Source organism: Morganella sp. TYF_1, assembly GCF_043105645.1.
Classification (GTDB): domain Bacteria; phylum Pseudomonadota; class Gammaproteobacteria; order Enterobacterales; family Enterobacteriaceae; genus Morganella; species Morganella morganii_B.
The window spans coordinates 771,017-785,446 of sequence record NZ_JBICLU010000026.1; the positions used below are offsets into that span (position 1 = coordinate 771,017).

Annotated in this window: 16 protein-coding genes; 11 read left to right on the plus strand and 5 right to left on the minus strand. The window is 46.3% G+C overall.

Annotated elements, in window-relative coordinates:
* A complete protein-coding gene (locus ACF8OF_RS17090; protein ID WP_392497222.1) occupies positions 1 to 330 on the minus strand; it encodes a hypothetical protein in 330 nt (109 codons plus the stop codon).
* Here ACF8OF_RS17090 and ACF8OF_RS17095 point away from each other — a divergent pair.
* Positions 314 to 499 (plus strand): hypothetical protein, encoded by a 186-nt coding sequence (locus ACF8OF_RS17095; protein ID WP_392497223.1) that lies wholly within the window; start codon positions 314 to 316, stop codon positions 497 to 499. The two genes, ACF8OF_RS17090 and ACF8OF_RS17095, sit on opposite strands and share 17 nt — an antisense overlap.
* Positions 500 to 509: 10 nt before the next feature.
* On the opposite strand, the gene ACF8OF_RS17100 is transcribed toward ACF8OF_RS17095, so the two are convergent.
* Complete coding sequence (locus ACF8OF_RS17100; protein WP_392497224.1) at positions 510 to 851, minus strand: DUF2511 domain-containing protein; 342 nt, start codon at positions 849 to 851, stop codon at positions 510 to 512.
* A gap of 36 nt (positions 852 to 887) precedes the next feature.
* The gene (locus ACF8OF_RS17105) at positions 888 to 1,256 is read right to left on the minus strand and encodes a helix-turn-helix domain-containing protein (protein ID WP_392497225.1); all 369 of its coding nucleotides are present in this window, start codon (positions 1,254 to 1,256) and stop codon (positions 888 to 890) included.
* A gap of 57 nt (positions 1,257 to 1,313) precedes the next feature.
* Here ACF8OF_RS17105 and ACF8OF_RS17110 point away from each other — a divergent pair, with 57 nt between their 5' ends.
* From ACF8OF_RS17110 to ACF8OF_RS17140, 7 genes are all read left to right on the plus strand, one after another.
* Positions 1,314 to 1,529, plus strand: coding sequence for a hypothetical protein (locus tag ACF8OF_RS17110; RefSeq protein WP_392497226.1), 216 nt, complete (start codon positions 1,314 to 1,316; stop codon positions 1,527 to 1,529).
* Positions 1,510 to 1,713 (plus strand): DNA-binding protein, encoded by a 204-nt coding sequence (locus ACF8OF_RS17115; RefSeq protein WP_337231221.1) that lies wholly within the window; start codon positions 1,510 to 1,512, stop codon positions 1,711 to 1,713. The genes ACF8OF_RS17110 and ACF8OF_RS17115 overlap by 20 nt, the downstream gene beginning before the upstream one ends.
* Positions 1,714 to 2,027: 314 nt before the next feature.
* Entirely contained in the window at positions 2,028 to 2,249 is a 222-nt protein-coding gene (locus tag ACF8OF_RS17120; protein ID WP_392497227.1) for a hypothetical protein, read from the plus strand.
* Positions 2,242 to 2,463: a TraR/DksA family transcriptional regulator gene (locus tag ACF8OF_RS17125; RefSeq protein ID WP_392497228.1), complete on the plus strand. Its 222-nt coding sequence runs from the start codon at positions 2,242 to 2,244 to the stop codon at positions 2,461 to 2,463. Before ACF8OF_RS17120 ends, ACF8OF_RS17125 begins: the two co-directional genes overlap by 8 nt.
* Before the next feature lie 150 nt (positions 2,464 to 2,613).
* Positions 2,614 to 3,411, plus strand: a complete 798-nt coding sequence (locus tag ACF8OF_RS17130) for a DNA adenine methylase (protein WP_392497229.1) — start codon at positions 2,614 to 2,616, stop codon at positions 3,409 to 3,411.
* A 23-nt stretch (positions 3,412 to 3,434) separates the two neighbouring features.
* On the plus strand, positions 3,435 to 6,098 hold the full coding sequence (locus ACF8OF_RS17135; RefSeq protein ID WP_392497230.1) for a toprim domain-containing protein: 2,664 nt from the start codon (positions 3,435 to 3,437) through the stop codon (positions 6,096 to 6,098).
* A 709-nt stretch (positions 6,099 to 6,807) separates the two neighbouring features.
* Positions 6,808 to 8,280, plus strand: coding sequence for a putative phage abortive infection protein (locus ACF8OF_RS17140; RefSeq protein ID WP_392497231.1), 1,473 nt, complete (start codon positions 6,808 to 6,810; stop codon positions 8,278 to 8,280).
* Positions 8,281 to 8,775: 495 nt separating this feature from the next.
* On the opposite strand, the gene ACF8OF_RS17145 is transcribed toward ACF8OF_RS17140, so the two are convergent.
* The gene (locus ACF8OF_RS17145) at positions 8,776 to 9,801 is read right to left on the minus strand and encodes a phage portal protein (RefSeq protein ID WP_392497232.1); all 1,026 of its coding nucleotides are present in this window, start codon (positions 9,799 to 9,801) and stop codon (positions 8,776 to 8,778) included.
* Complete coding sequence (locus tag ACF8OF_RS17150; protein ID WP_392497233.1) at positions 9,801 to 11,558, minus strand: terminase ATPase subunit family protein; 1,758 nt, start codon at positions 11,556 to 11,558, stop codon at positions 9,801 to 9,803. The genes ACF8OF_RS17145 and ACF8OF_RS17150 overlap by 1 nt, the downstream gene beginning before the upstream one ends.
* A 153-nt stretch (positions 11,559 to 11,711) precedes the next feature.
* Here ACF8OF_RS17150 and ACF8OF_RS17155 point away from each other — a divergent pair, with 153 nt between their 5' ends.
* Genes ACF8OF_RS17155 through gpM form a run of 3 tightly spaced genes read left to right on the plus strand, consistent with a single transcriptional unit; the run spans position 11,712 to position 14,396 of the window.
* Positions 11,712 to 12,554 carry a GPO family capsid scaffolding protein gene (locus ACF8OF_RS17155; RefSeq protein ID WP_392497234.1) on the plus strand — a complete coding sequence of 281 codons (843 nt, stop codon included), beginning with the start codon at positions 11,712 to 11,714 and terminating at the stop codon, positions 12,552 to 12,554.
* Between the two features lie 31 nt (positions 12,555 to 12,585).
* Positions 12,586 to 13,683: a phage major capsid protein, P2 family gene (locus tag ACF8OF_RS17160; protein WP_392497235.1), complete on the plus strand. Its 1,098-nt coding sequence runs from the start codon at positions 12,586 to 12,588 to the stop codon at positions 13,681 to 13,683.
* On the plus strand, positions 13,683 to 14,396 hold the full coding sequence (gpM, locus tag ACF8OF_RS17165) for a phage terminase small subunit (protein WP_392497236.1): 714 nt from the start codon (positions 13,683 to 13,685) through the stop codon (positions 14,394 to 14,396). Before ACF8OF_RS17160 ends, gpM begins: the two co-directional genes overlap by 1 nt.
* Positions 14,397 to 14,430 lie beyond the last annotated feature (34 nt).

Below are 14,430 nucleotides of genomic sequence, written 5' to 3' on the forward strand. Positions count from 1 at the left end.
TTATCTTTCTATCTCAAGAGATTTTATCTCTTTGAGTAACCTAATCATTTCATCCTCGTTTGTCGCCTCAATCTCCTTAACAGAGCCATCTTCGTGAAAAACAGCTTTTACTCTCCTGTTTTTATTGATATAGGCGATAATAATTGAGGCAACAAAACTAATAGCGCCACCAGTAGATAACGCGACATTAACCCACTCCGGAGCATTGACTGAAAAGCATATCGGACTGCGGTTATACTGGATTTCTGCACTATCGAGTTCATTTGCGATCTCTTGTATAATTACACCATGAGCGTTAATCCGGAGGCTGGTCATGTTATTACTTATCATTAGTGCTGAAACTCCTTTAAAAAGAATAAAAATCACCTGTAACTTATTCAAAAAAGCGTTAACTGTGTTATTTTTTGGTAAGTCTGTGGCAGTTATCAATTATGATGATGAAAGAGAAAAGCAGGATCTAAACACCATTATCTCCATCATCACACCACCCAAAAAATAACGATCTCCTGCTATTTATCACACAACGCCAGCGCATCGGTAATGAATGGCGCTAGGCTTATTTTTACACCAGGCATATCCGGATTTTCTTTCCAGAATGAAGAACCGTTAATATCGTCAGCAGGATACTTTCCTTTTTTCGCTAATTGATTGGCAAGCCCCGATATCGCGTAAACATTATTAGTGTCGTAATCCATCACGAAAGCACCTCCATCTATACATTGCAGTTGGACTTCATCACTGGTGAACGCCCACTTATCGCCGTAATCATCTTTTGATACAGCTTTAAGTGACGAAGCCAAAGAAACAGAAGAAACTAACAGTAAAATGCCTGATAAAAGTATTTTATTCATTTTAGTATTTCCTTTTGTGGATAGATAAAAATAAAGTCACTTAATCTTTGTTTTTTCAACTAATTCTGATTGCGCGAACGCAACGCCAACCGCCTGCATATTTAAGCGTGCCGCCTCATTCATAGCGCGATAATTTTCTATCAGGGCCTGTTCTTCCTGACTAATATCCGTTGGTATTGATGCCCGTCCAGTTAAAATAAAATGAGTATCAAAATTGTACAGGCCGGATAGCATGGCGAGCACCGTCGCATCCGGAACAGTTTCCCCTCTCTCGTATTTACCCCATGTTCTTGTGGATACTCCGATATTTTTCGCGATTTCCTCTTGGCTGATACCGGATTTTTCCCTTTCTCTTCTTATTCGTTGACCAATTAGGAACAATAGTTCCTCTTTTGATGTTGACATAGGAATTATTCTTCCTTAAAGTGATTTAAACAGGAACTTAGTGGATCACAATATATCATGATGAAACAAGCAAAAGATCACTCGCGGTCGCGTTTACCGCGTTCTGCTGAGGAAAAAAAACTCGTACCTATGCGGTTACTTTGCTCTGAGCATGGTGCATTAGAGAGTCTTGCCAAACGTGATAGCCGCTCAATGTCAGCTATGGCCAGATTGATTTTTCTTGAAGGGCTGAAATCATTCAACGATAAATTTAATGAGCAAAATAACGTATGAATTCAGTGTCGTATCACCTTATGTATCGCTAAAAGAATATTCCCGTATATCCGGAATTTCTTTAAGTACATGCAGGGCGATGGTAAAGCGTGGTGAGATTATCATCCGTCCGAAAATACGGGAAAAAGATACGGTTCAGGTTAATTTAATTGCAATGCTAAAAGACGCATTACGGAACAGTTAGGTGATTTATGGTTACACAAATAAGCACTCACAGTCATTCATATCGCGGCTTTGTTATCGTTACCTTGCCGGGTAATGCGACCAGACCACTGACCCAGTATCAGATAACATTGCGGAATGGTGCCGATGAAAGTCACTCATTCGGAAATGAAAACTCATTACAGGAAGCGATTAAATTTATAGATAATTTATTTAAAAATAAAGAATAAATTATTTACAGATAACCAGAAATAAAAAACACATCAGTCCGGTTATTAAAAAATAATTGCATTAATAATGCAGGGCATCCCATTACCAAAATAAAGAGGTTTTAAAATGAAATCTTTTCCTGACCCGATATTTACACCTGTAGCTGAAAACATCAAAGCCAACCGCGAAGACGAGCGTAAAACCCTGATGAATGGGTTTGCTGACCGTTTGCGCCATATATCGCAGATGATATCAATTCACCGTATGGCACCGGAACACGCAAGTTTACTGCTCAATGGTGAGGCTGACCGTATCGAAAACGAGGCGGGAGAGCTGAACCATGTCTGACGAAATCGACCGCGCCAATGACCACGCAGCGCTTGTGCTTGAAAGCCAGATAGCCGCCGCCAGGCAGGTGATCACCCGTATATCCGTATTCGTGTGTGAAAACTGTGACCGCCCTATTCCGGAAGAACGCAGAAAGGCAGTTATCGGCTGCACGCTGTGTACGGACTGTCAGTTCATTTATGAATTAAAAAATAAACATTACCGGAGCGTGTGAGATGGATATTCGTTGCCGTTTTGGTCTGCATGGGTGGAAAATTTACTACAGTTTTCACCGCCTGAGTATTCACAATATTAAATATACCGAATTTCATGTCAGATGCCCGGGTTGCGGGAAAATGAAAATAATAAAACGGGGAGGCTGGTAATGAAAAGAACCATTCTGAAATGGGCAGGTTCAAAAGTTGGCATTATGGAGCAGTTACGCCTTCACCTGCCTAAAACAAAACGCCTGATCGAGCCTTTCGCCGGTTCCTGTGCTGTGATGATGAATACGGACTATGAGCAGTATTTAATTGCTGATATTAATGATGACTTAATTAATTTATATCGTGAAATTTCATCCGGAGATTATCAGCGTATTTTAAATACTGCGTACGAACTTTTTGAACTTGAATCATTTGAATCCGGTTACTATGTCGAAAGAGAATTTTTCAACAGAAATAAAAAGTTCATAAATCCTGCTGATGCTGCCGCATATTTTATTTATCTTAATCGTCATTGTTATAACGGTTTATGCAGATACAACCAGTCTGGTGCGTTCAATGCACCGAAAGGTCGTTATAAAAAACCTTATTTACCCGAAGAAGAAATTATCAGCTTCTCCAAAAAAGCCGTTAATGCAGAATTTAAAGCACAATCCGCAGGAAAAACATTACAGAGCGTAAAACTGGGTGATGGTGTGTATTGTGACCCGCCGTACTTAGGCTCGTTTTCTGGTTATTCATCCGGTGGTTTCAGTGAAAAAGAGCACGAAAATTTAGCATACGCCCTGCTTACATTGAATTTATCAATGGAGACCCCTGTAACGGTATCAAATTCTATGGCAGCAAAAGAACTGTATGCGGATTTAGGCTTCACCATCCATGAAATAGACGCCCCGCGCTCAATTGCAGCGAACGGAAACCGAAAAAAAGAACGCGAGATTATCGCAGTTCTGAATTAATCATCATCCGGTAAGGTTATCGCATGAAATCATATCACTTACAGGCACTGCTGCCGCGCCTTATAAACGACTTCAAGTTCAAAGAGCAGAACGGCTATTTACGGCAGGGGGTCTGCCCGAACTGCAAAAAGAAAGAGTTGTTTACCTCTGTGGAAATGCCGTTTGTGCTGCGCTGCGGCCGTGAAAATAAGTGCGGTGCCGAGTTGTTTGTCAAAGAGATGTATCCGGATGTTTTTGATGACTGGTCAGCCCACTATCCGAAAACAGAACAGGCCCCGAACGCGGCGGCGGATGCCTATTTACTGCATTCACGCGGGCTGGATCTCACCACCCTGAAAGGGTTATACGCGGAATCCTCCTATCACGCTGACGGGCTGGGCGCGGCAACCGTTAAATTCCCCCTGCCGAACGGCGCATACTGGGAACGGATTATCGACCGGCCATCCCGTTTTGACCGTAAAGCCAACTTTTTCGGCTCATATAAGGGCTACTGGTGGCAGCATCCGCAACAGGATTTAACCCAGGCGAAAGAGATCTGGCTGACGGAGGGTATTTTCGATGCCCTGAGCCTGATTCAGAACGGCATTACCGCCATTTCCCTGATGACCTGCCACAACTACCCGGATATTGCCCTGAACGCGCTGAGGGAAGCCTTGGGCGCAGAGAAAAAACCGTTACTGGTGTGGGCGTTGGATAACGGCAGTGCCGGTGAACGGGCGATGAAAAAATTTGTTTCCCGCAGCCGTGATGATGGCTGGCGTGCTACTGCTGCACGACCGGCGGAAACCGACAACGGCAATGACTGGAACGATTTACATATCAAGGAACGGCTGACGGAGCGGGATCTCGACCGTTACCGCTATTACGGTAAATTGTTGCTGGCTGCATCTGCGTTTGAAAAAGCCCGGCTGATGTTCAACCAGACCGAGCGATCAGAATTTGATTTTCAGCATGATAACCGGCTGTACTGGTTTAAGCTGGATGTCGATAAGATGATGAAAGCCATTGAGCGCATCAACGATGCAGAGCCGGGACTGACGGACGAAGAAGCCCGGCAAAAAGCGGTGAAAGAATCTGGGACCGTCGTTGAGATCGCCAACTGCTATCCCACACCACTGTATTTTCAGAAATCCGTTGAAACGGATGAGTCCTGGTATTATATCCGCGTTGATTTCCCCCATCGTCAGGCGTGTGTAAAAGCCACCTTTACCGCCGCGCAGCTGACCAGCGCCGGTGAGTTTAAAAAACGGCTGCTGCATGTGGCGAAAGGCGCGGTGTATACCGGTACCACCCTGCAATTAGACCGCATCTGCAAACAGGCGCTGCCTGATATCAAAGAAGTGATCACGCAGAATTATGTCGGTTACAACAAAGAGTACGGCGTGTATGTCTTTAATGATGTGGCCGTGCAGAACGGTAAGTGCTTCACCCTGAACGAAGAAGACTACTTTTCCCTGAATAAGCTGGATATCAAAACCCTGAGTTTAAGCCCGTCGTTATCAATCAATACCGATTTAAATGAATTTGATAACCGCTGGCTGGATTCTCTCTGGAGCGCATTCGGTGAAAAAGGCTATGTGGTGCTGGCGTTCTGGCTGGGTTCGCTGTTTTCAGAGCAGATCAGGAAGATCCACAAAAGTTATCCGTTTCTGGAAATCTGCGGGGAACCGGGTTCCGGGAAAAGTACCCTGATTGAATTCTTGTGGCGGCTGTGCGGCCGTGCGGATTACGAGGGCTTTGATGCGTCCAAATCCAGTGCCGCCGCCCGTGGCCGTAATTTTTCGCAGATCAGTAATCTGCCGGTCTGCTTAATTGAAAGTGACCGCGTTCAGGATAATGCAAAATTAAAGGCGTTCGACTGGGAGGAGCTGAAAGCCCTGTATAACGGGCGTGCAACCCGTTCACTTGGCGTAAAAAATAACGGTAACGAGACCTATGAGCCGTTATTTAAGGGCAGCATCATCATTGCACAGAATGCGGAGATAAACGCCTCACGCGCCGTTCTGGAGCGGATTATCCACCTCTACACCGACAAAGCCGAGCAGACTATTGAAACCCGCCATGCGGCTATTGCGCTGGAACGCTACCCTATCGAAAAACTGTCCGGATTCCTGCCGCTGGTACTGATGAAAGAAGATGCCATTTTAAAACAGTACACCAACAGGGTGGATGATTTACAGGCGCAGTTATTCGCGGATAAAGCGATTAATCATGAGCGTATCGCCAAAAACCACGCCCAGCTGATCGCCCTGCTGGAAACCGTGTCGCTGGTACTGCCGGTGAAAGCTGACCGTATCAGAAAGACGCGGGATTTTATTGTTGAACTGGCAAAACAGCGCGTTCAGGCCATCCAGCTTGATCAGCCGCCGGTGATGGAGTTCTGGGAAACCTTTGATTACCTCCAGGACAACGAAGCCCACGGCGTGAACCACAGCACCGAACCGGGCGTTTATGCGGTGAACTTTAACCATATCGCACAGGCGGCAAGTGAACAGCGTCAGTCCCTGCTGCTGAATACGGACATCAAAAACCTGCTGAAAGCCGGGAAGATGCGTAAATTCATCGGAATCAAGACAGTAAGAAGCTGTGTAAACAGTATGTACAACAGTTGCTTACCAATAGCCAGCACAGCGAAAAAGCCGGAAGTGATTAAGTGCTGGGTATTTCAGGAAAACAGTGAAAGTTAGGTTGTATCTGTCTGCAATCAGGCTGCCGTGTGCAGCCTTTTTTATGCGCGGTATATACGTAAATACAAAATGTGAGTAACTGCACAAAACTAAGATAAAAACAGAGAAAGAAGTGATTGTTTTTTGCGCTTTATATAGGGAATGAAAATCCGTGGGGGGGCTTCGGAAACGGGTTACAATGGTTACAAAAATAGATTTTCTCTCTATCTTACTGAATTAATAAAGAAATAATGATGATGTCAGGAGTTACAAATGGGTTACTTTGCGGTTACGTGTAACCAGATTAAAAGGTTACATTTCAGATTCGTAATATATTGATTTATAAGGGTGTAACTTTTTACCCTGTGTTTTGTTACCCGTTGTAACCGGTAAAAAGTTACAACAGTATTGTTTATTATCAGTGGCTTAGGTGTGGTTTTGATGGGGTGTAACCGTTGTAACCGTGATCCGAGAGGGTCATGAAATACCAGCAGCCAGTCTGGTGATGTTTATCCATGGCATGTTCGTTGATTACAGTGATCAAAACTGTTGTTCCGTGATGGCCGGATGCGGCGCGGCTAGAGCAGGGGGATGCAGGTAAAGTGGATATCAAAGATTAAATGGGTTCGGAAAGTGATGGCGATGTTAGACAGAGCAATGGCCTTAGGTTATATTAAATGAAATTAACCAATTGTGATGTATGATTTTCATTCATATTGGATATCCGAACATGTTAAAATCTCTTCAAAAAATACCATCTATAATTTCTTTTATACTTAAGTTATCATATTTTTTAGTCGTTACATTCATTATTTTTATTTGTACTCTATTAATAATAGATGCAATTTTTTTCGATACATACAATGATGGATATATATACAGATTACTTTCCTTTTATGATAGGCATAATAGTGCCATTGTTGGAATATTTACCAGCTTAGGAGCTTTATTTACCGTAGGTGTTTTTTATACAACACATAAAGCAACTAAAAATGCGGAAATAAACTTAGATCTAGTTAGAGAGAACTTAAGAAAAGATGATTTTGTTAAGCAATTTACCTTATTATTAGATCTACATAATAAATCTCATGAAATTATGATGGAAAACATAGATAAATATAGCGAAAAAAACAATGGAAAAATAATAATTGGGAAAAAAGACCAAAGCAATACACTGATGAACTGGACATTATCAGACGTAAATGCTGCTGAAAAGCTATATCGAAAATATGAATTCAGCCCCTATATGAGAACATTATTTCGTATTTTAAAACATATTGATGATAATTTTTTCAAAAAAAACTTCGAAAATAAAGAAAAGGAAATAGAAGCGAAAAAAGAATATTCATCCGTATTACGATGTATGATTAGAAATGATGTTTTATACTTTGTGGCTATTAACTCATTAAACAAAGATCTTATCTTTAAATCTTATAAACAAAAATTAATAGATTTATGTTTTTTTGAACATTTAAATCCATATGAAATAAATGAAGGATTGTCATTTAAACTTGATGACTACATTGAAACTTTAGATTTAATTAAATTAATCAATGCTGTTACACTAAGCGAAATATACAAAGAAAATAAAATAAAATTATTATCGCCGTATTTAAATATAGATTATTCACTTAACTTACAATTTCCTTTCCCAATAAAAATAATTTACACATTCATGCCGGGAGAGTATAAAAAAATAATTATTAAAATCACAGAAAAAATAGATGAAATAATATGCAGCAATAGTATTAATTCGGCATTATCTGCGGCTTTCTATAACCCTAGATTAATACCAAATCAAGAATATTACATTCATCACACAGTAAAAATAAATGATAAAGGCATTGCAGAAAGTGTTTCATTTAAGGGGATGGTATCCATTCCTGATGAAGTTAAATTAATAATAAATAACAACGAAAACGAAGATGAATTTGTAAAACGAAAAAAATCAGAATTAAGAGAAAATACAATTTTTTGCTATAAGCATGAAAACAGAGGTTTCAATGTTGGGCGTAATAGCATATTAACAGTAGAAAATCTTTACGATACATGTATGAATGTAATTCAAAATGAGTTTAAAAGAAATCTGGATATTAATGAGTTAACAAATAAAATATCAAAAATTACAAAAAATATATTGATTACCGAAAGATTAGAGAATTTAGAGAACAAAGAAATTACGATTAATTCAACTATAAACTAATTTAATTGTATTTATCATAGTGTACCTCTTCATAACTTAAAGAATAAGATGCTTAATGCACAGATCCATGCAAAAAACCCTGAAAACTGCATGAACGGAGACTGACCGGGAACCACGCACAGCCCCATATCCGGCGGGGTTCGGCGGCTCTCTTGCAGGTGCATAAAAACCGCCCTGTTTAGTGGGCAGGCGTGGCGGGGCTACGATTGCGCGGCGGCATGTTTATTCGCTTCCGGGTTGTCGCAAATTTCCTGGGCGTAGCGGCGTTAAAAACAAAAAGAGATGGTACGGGTTATCTTTTTTTAGGTCGTCACACGGCGTGATACAGGCTGTATTACGGGTGGTTTCAGCGGGGTAAAATCCGGCATATTCGTATTCCGGTAGCGGGTTTAGTATAATATCGTGGGGCGTTATTATTATTGGTAACGCCGATCTTCATTATGTACGGACGTAAAAAAACCGCCGGTAACGGCGGTCTGTTAACACTATCAGCAGCTAATCATTCTCCGGGTCCAGCCGGTAATCTTCAAACCGGATCACCTCTTCACCGCACCAGTCATTCAGCTGTTTCATCTTGGACTGTAGCGGCATCAGTTCATTGCGGACAAATACCTTTGCTGCTTTTTCAACGTCACCGAATCCCCCGGCGTTGTCCGGTATAATCCCCATCAGCTGCGGCGGTACCCGGTGCGCCGCCAGCATGTCATCACGGCTGACGTTCTTGATGTTCAGAAATTCATCCTTGGCGGCAACTTCACTGAGCGGCATCACCTGAATCCCGTCCTTCTTCCCGTTCGGCGCATACAGGAACAGGTTGCGAAAGTTACCGGGTCCTTTGCTGCTGCGTACCGCTTTACGGATGTTGTCGATATCACCGGGTGATTGTGATGAATCACTGATATACATGATGTACCCGGCATGACTGCCGTTGAGATAATACCGGCGGCGAAACAGCGTGGCGGATTCGTTCAGCAGGGTTGACGGCAGCGCGGCCAGATATTCCGGCAGGCCGTACAGTTCCTGATTCACATCCGGCTCAATCAGGTGAAACACCGCGCCGGGTTCAAACGGGTACGGTTCACTTTCATAGCCGTATTTGGTAAACCAGTACTGATCCCCGTCAATCCCGCGCCGTGTGTATTTGGCCGGGGCATGGTTAAAACGCAGGATACCGCCGAGGCGGTTATGACGGGTTTCCGTATAGGCATTGCCGAACATGAGAAAATCCAGCGCGAAACTGTCAAAGGTTTTCCGGTCTAACAGCGGGTGCGGGATAAAGGTGCTGGTCAGTATGTTACGTTTCACATAGATTGCGCTGCTGTGATGCGGTGCGGCCCGGAACGCTTTCGACAGCCCGTTAAAACTGAGCGGCGGTTCATACCAATGCTCCATCCGGACACACTCCAGGTAATCATATATCTCGCGGCTGTCGAGTACCGAAACCGGCTCACCGAACGTGAATGCCTCCACGCCGCCGGTATTCTGTTGTTTATGCTGTTTGTTTTTATTTCTGCGACTCATCAGTAAAGCTCCACGATATTATGATGCTGGGTGTTGTCACCCGTGATAGGTTCGTTATACAGGGCATGCATGGCAGCCCAGGCGAGATCCGCGTGACTGGCGTCCTCGCTGCGGCTGGCTTCATAGGTCGGGCGGTTACCGCTGGCAGTGGTTGAGCGGCGGATAGACATAAACGACTGCATGACATCCCGGTCTCCGGCGTCGAACTCAAGGCGTCCGCTGTTGATGACATCCCATGCTTTCAGCACCAAGGCATTTTTTACCGCCGGGTTATAGACGAACTCCCGCACCTGCGGGAAAAACTCCTGCACTGACTGGTAAACGCCGTGGCCGATCCCGGTACTGTCGATACCGATGTATTCCACGTTGTAACGTTCGGTCAGTTGTTTGATGGCCTCCGCCTGTGCCCGGAAATCCATCCCGCGCCACTGGTGGCGTTCAAGGATGCGGAACGCGCCGCCGAACATCACCGGCGGTGCAATCACCACACACCCGGCACTGTCGCCGCCCTCGGTACCTTTCGCCGGGTCATAGCCTATCCAGACCGGCCGGTGACCGTATGGCCGATACAGTTCCGGCTGAAAGTCTTCCCACACCTCCCATGAATCAACCAGGCAACTTTGCATCAGTTCCAGCGAAAAAATGGACGCGATATCATCCACAAAGTCACACATCAGCAGGTTCTGATATTCATCCGGGCTGTATCTCAGCCGCAGTTGCGCGATATCAAACAGATCACAACCGCCCCGCACTGCATCCTCCAGGGTAACAATCTGCCGCCACTGTCCATCCTCGCACAGCCGGCCGTCGCGTAATGCCGCATGAGTAACGTCGATATCGACGTGATCATCTTTTGGGCGGCCTCGGTTAAACAGAGTCCCTGACCAGAACGGGTACGCACTGTGGGTCAGACTTGACGGTGTGGAAAAATAGGTCTGCCGCCATTTTTTATGTAATGCCATGCCGGAAGCGACTTTACGCAGTTCCTGAAATTTCGGGATCCAGAAATATTCATCCAGGTAAAGATTGCCGTGATAGCTTTGTGCGGTCCGGGCATTGGTACCGAGGAAATACAGGGTGGCACCGTTCGGCAGGACAATCGGATCACCTTTCAGGTCAGCATCGACCTCGCGGGCAATCTCAATAATGTACTGTTTAAAAACGTGCGCCTGAGCCTTACTGGCGGAAAGAAACACCTGATTGCGCCCGGTCAGCAGCGCGTCCATAAAGGCTTCGCGGGCAAAATAGTACGTTGCCCCTATCTGGCGGGATTTGAGAATATTACGGATGCAGTTCTCTGCACCGGCACGGTACCAGACTTTCTGGTATTCAAACATGTTCCCCGTGAAAATCTGTTCCAGCTTTTCGATCTGTTCGTCGCTGAACACATTTTTTTCCGGGGCCCTGCGTTCACCGGCGTTGCGGTTCGCCAGTTTCGGATTGAGATCGGTTTCATTGCCGCCGTTCTGATAGCGCCGGATTTTGGCGGCACGTTCCAGCTGACGGCCTAACAGGTCTATCTCTTTGTAATCCTTTCCCTCTTTGCTTTCTTTGGCGATAAGCTGGCACAGCCGCGCTTCGATGGAGAACTCCACCCGGTCATAAGGCGTGATGTCGTCCCACTGGTCGCGGCGCTTCCAGCTGTGAATGGTTGAGGCTTTCTCACCCAGCATTTCCGCGATCCGTGCAATACGGTAGCCGCTGAAATACAGGTGCATGGCCTTTTTGCGTGAGTCAAATACGGTTATCGTTTCCATGCCGCCAGATTACTGACCACACTTGCCCTGTGCCCTGCTGTTCTGTTGTATACCCCCGGCGTACAACAGCCTTTCATTGTTTCCGCCGCCATTCACCGGAACCATAGCCCCATCATTACTGACAATCCCGTCCTGACTGATGGAGTCATTCACATGCACGCAAAATCAACAAAGCCGGTGCGTATCTGTACAGAAGGTGCCACTACTGATGGCCGTGTCGTACAGCGCAGCTGGCTGACCGATATCGAAAAAAACTACGACCCGAACGTCTACGGGGCGCGCATTAATCTTGAACACAATAAATATGAGTGGGCGCCGCGATTTGGTGATGTCGAATCGGTTTACACGGAAGAGATCACCGATGGTGCCCTGAAAGGCAAATTAGGCCTGTACGCCATACTGAAACCGACTGACGAACTGATCCAGATGAATAAAAAGCGTCAGAAAGTCTATACCTCCGTTGAAATCAATCCGAAATTCTCCGACACCGGCGAAGCCTATTTGGTCGGTCTGGCTGTCACTGACAACCCGGCCAGCCTCGGCACGCAGATGCTGCAATTCAGCCACACCTCCGGCAACAGCCTGTTTTCAGACCGCAAACAGTCGAAAGACAACGTGATCACCCTGGCGGAAGAAACACTGATTGAGCTGGCGGAAGAAAAACCGGAAGAGCCGAAAGGCCCGTCCCTGTTTGCCCGCATCACCGAAGTGCTGACCGGAAAAAACAAACAGGACGATGCCCGTTTTCATGATGTCCACCGGAGCGTCGAACTGATCGCAAAAGCCGTCGAAGCCATTCAGACGGATGTTGCCGCACTGAAAACAACCTCACTTACGGTGGATGCACCGGAAGAACCGGCGGAACTGTCCGCACTGAAAAAAGAACTCAGTGAGCTGAAAACGCAGCTGAGCCAACAGGATAACAACAGTCAGAAACGCCCGGTATCACTCGGCAACAACGGCACGCAACCGGAAGAACTGCTGACCGACTGCTGATCCCGGCCTCACCCGATTTGAGAAAGAGAACATGAAAAAAGAGACGCGCTTTAAATTTAACGCCTACATGATGCAACTGGCTGTGCTGTATGAAGTGGCAGTTGAGGACATGACCAGCAAAGTAGAAATCAACCCGTCCGTGGCACAGAAACTGGAAGATAATATCCAGATGTCGGCTGCGTTCCTCGGCCTTATCAATATTGTTCCTGTGCCTGAAAAAAATGGTCAGGTTATCGGTCTGGGCGTTGGCTCAAGTATTGCCGGTACCACGGACACCACAAAAGAAGAGCGCGAAGCGACCGACCCGTCTGAAATGACCGATATTAAGTATGAGTGTCAGCAGACTAACTTTGACACCGCGCTGACCTACCAGAAACTGGATCTGTGGGCAAAGTTCAAAGATTTTCAGCTGCGTATCCGCAACGCCATTATCCGCCGGCAGGCGCTTGACCGCATCATGATTGGCTTTAACGGTACACACCGCGCCAAAAAATCCGACCGCACCGCAAACAAAATGCTGGAAGACGTCAATATCGGCTGGCTGCAAAAAGTCCGCACCGATGCAGAAGCCCATGTCATCAGTGATGTCAGAGATGCAGACGGTAACGTGATTTCCGCCGTGATCCGCGTGGGTAAAGACGGTGATTTCAATAACCTTGATGCGCTGGTGATGAGTGCCGTTGATGAGGTTATCGACGAAGAGTACCGCGACGATACCGAACTGGTGGTTATCTGCGGGCGCAAGCTGTTATCCGACAAGTATTTCCCGCTGGTCAATAAAGAGCAGGAAAACAGTGAAAAAATTGCCGCAGATCTGATTATCAGTCAGAAACGCATCGGCGGGTTACAGGCCGTGCGTGCGCCGTATTTCCCGGAAAATGCCCTGTTTATCACCCGTCTGGATAACCTGTCAATTTACTGGCAGGACGAAACCCGCCGCCGCCACATCATCGACAACCCGAAACGTGATCGGATCGAGAACTACGAATCCGTCAATGAAGCCTATGTTGTTGAGGATTATCGCGGAACCGCACTGATCGAAAATATTCAGATGCAGAACGGCACCCAAAAGCCGGACGTACCGGACACCGGTAATACCGATAATACCGGCAAAGAGGACGGCGAATAATGGGCGGCAGTATTTTCCGCCGTCATGTGATGCGGGTCAGTGCGCAGCAGGATGCACAGCAGCGCAACCCGCAGACACAGACCGGCACAGCTTACACCCAGATGACACTGATGATGAACGCTGACCGCCGCAGGCTGAAGCGGATCCAGTCCTTTGAGAAAAAAGCCGCCGTGAAGCGGGAAATGCTGCCGAACTATGCGCCGTGGGTCGGCGGTATTCTGGCTTCCGGCAGAGGACAGCAGGACGATGTACTGATGCGCGTGATGCTCTGGCGGATTGACGCCGGAGACTTTCACGGCGCACTGGATATTGCTGACTACGCCCTGCGCCACGGCCTGAAAATGCCGGAAAACCATACCCGGACAACCGGGTGTGCGGTCGCAGAAGAAATCGCACAAATGGCGGAAAAGCTGTACACCGCCAAAACCCCGGTCCCGCTGGATGTGCTGACCCGCACCCTGAACCTGACCGGCGAAGAAGACATGCCGGATCAGGTCCGGGCAAACCTCCTGAAATGGCTGGGCTATGCACAGCGTGATGACGGATATTTGCAGCCTGCCACCTGTTCATGGTTGCGGGCGCTTGAATTATATGACCGTGTCGGTGTTAAGCAGGACTTACGCCAGCTGGAAAAGCTGATCGAAAAACAGCAAAGCGAAACCGGCACGGTACCCACGAACGAGCCACAGCGCCGGGGCGGCACAGCGGAGTAGCCGAACGGCTTATCCGCTGTCCACCGCCCACTTT

What these genes read in the sequence shown, in the direction of transcription:
- ACF8OF_RS17095 (WP_392497223.1), top strand. Translation starts at nt 314, where the DNA reads ATGTTATTACTTATCATTAGTGCTGAAACTCCTTTAAAAAGAATAAAA.
- ACF8OF_RS17090 (WP_392497222.1), bottom strand. Translation starts at nt 330, where the DNA reads ATGATAAGTAATAACATGACCAGCCTCCGGATTAACGCTCATGGTGTA.
- ACF8OF_RS17100 (WP_392497224.1), bottom strand. Translation starts at nt 851, where the DNA reads ATGAATAAAATACTTTTATCAGGCATTTTACTGTTAGTTTCTTCTGTT.
- ACF8OF_RS17105 (WP_392497225.1), bottom strand. Translation starts at nt 1,256, where the DNA reads ATGTCAACATCAAAAGAGGAACTATTGTTCCTAATTGGTCAACGAATA.
- ACF8OF_RS17110 (WP_392497226.1), top strand. Translation starts at nt 1,314, where the DNA reads ATGATGAAACAAGCAAAAGATCACTCGCGGTCGCGTTTACCGCGTTCT.
- ACF8OF_RS17115 (WP_337231221.1), top strand. Translation starts at nt 1,510, where the DNA reads ATGAGCAAAATAACGTATGAATTCAGTGTCGTATCACCTTATGTATCG.
- ACF8OF_RS17120 (WP_392497227.1), top strand. Translation starts at nt 2,028, where the DNA reads ATGAAATCTTTTCCTGACCCGATATTTACACCTGTAGCTGAAAACATC.
- ACF8OF_RS17125 (WP_392497228.1), top strand. Translation starts at nt 2,242, where the DNA reads ATGTCTGACGAAATCGACCGCGCCAATGACCACGCAGCGCTTGTGCTT.
- ACF8OF_RS17130 (WP_392497229.1), top strand. Translation starts at nt 2,614, where the DNA reads ATGAAAAGAACCATTCTGAAATGGGCAGGTTCAAAAGTTGGCATTATG.
- ACF8OF_RS17135 (WP_392497230.1), top strand. Translation starts at nt 3,435, where the DNA reads ATGAAATCATATCACTTACAGGCACTGCTGCCGCGCCTTATAAACGAC.
- ACF8OF_RS17140 (WP_392497231.1), top strand. Translation starts at nt 6,808, where the DNA reads ATGTTAAAATCTCTTCAAAAAATACCATCTATAATTTCTTTTATACTT.
- ACF8OF_RS17145 (WP_392497232.1), bottom strand. Translation starts at nt 9,801, where the DNA reads ATGAGTCGCAGAAATAAAAACAAACAGCATAAACAACAGAATACCGGC.
- ACF8OF_RS17150 (WP_392497233.1), bottom strand. Translation starts at nt 11,558, where the DNA reads ATGGAAACGATAACCGTATTTGACTCACGCAAAAAGGCCATGCACCTG.
- ACF8OF_RS17155 (WP_392497234.1), top strand. Translation starts at nt 11,712, where the DNA reads ATGCACGCAAAATCAACAAAGCCGGTGCGTATCTGTACAGAAGGTGCC.
- ACF8OF_RS17160 (WP_392497235.1), top strand. Translation starts at nt 12,586, where the DNA reads ATGAAAAAAGAGACGCGCTTTAAATTTAACGCCTACATGATGCAACTG.
- gpM (WP_392497236.1), top strand. Translation starts at nt 13,683, where the DNA reads ATGGGCGGCAGTATTTTCCGCCGTCATGTGATGCGGGTCAGTGCGCAG.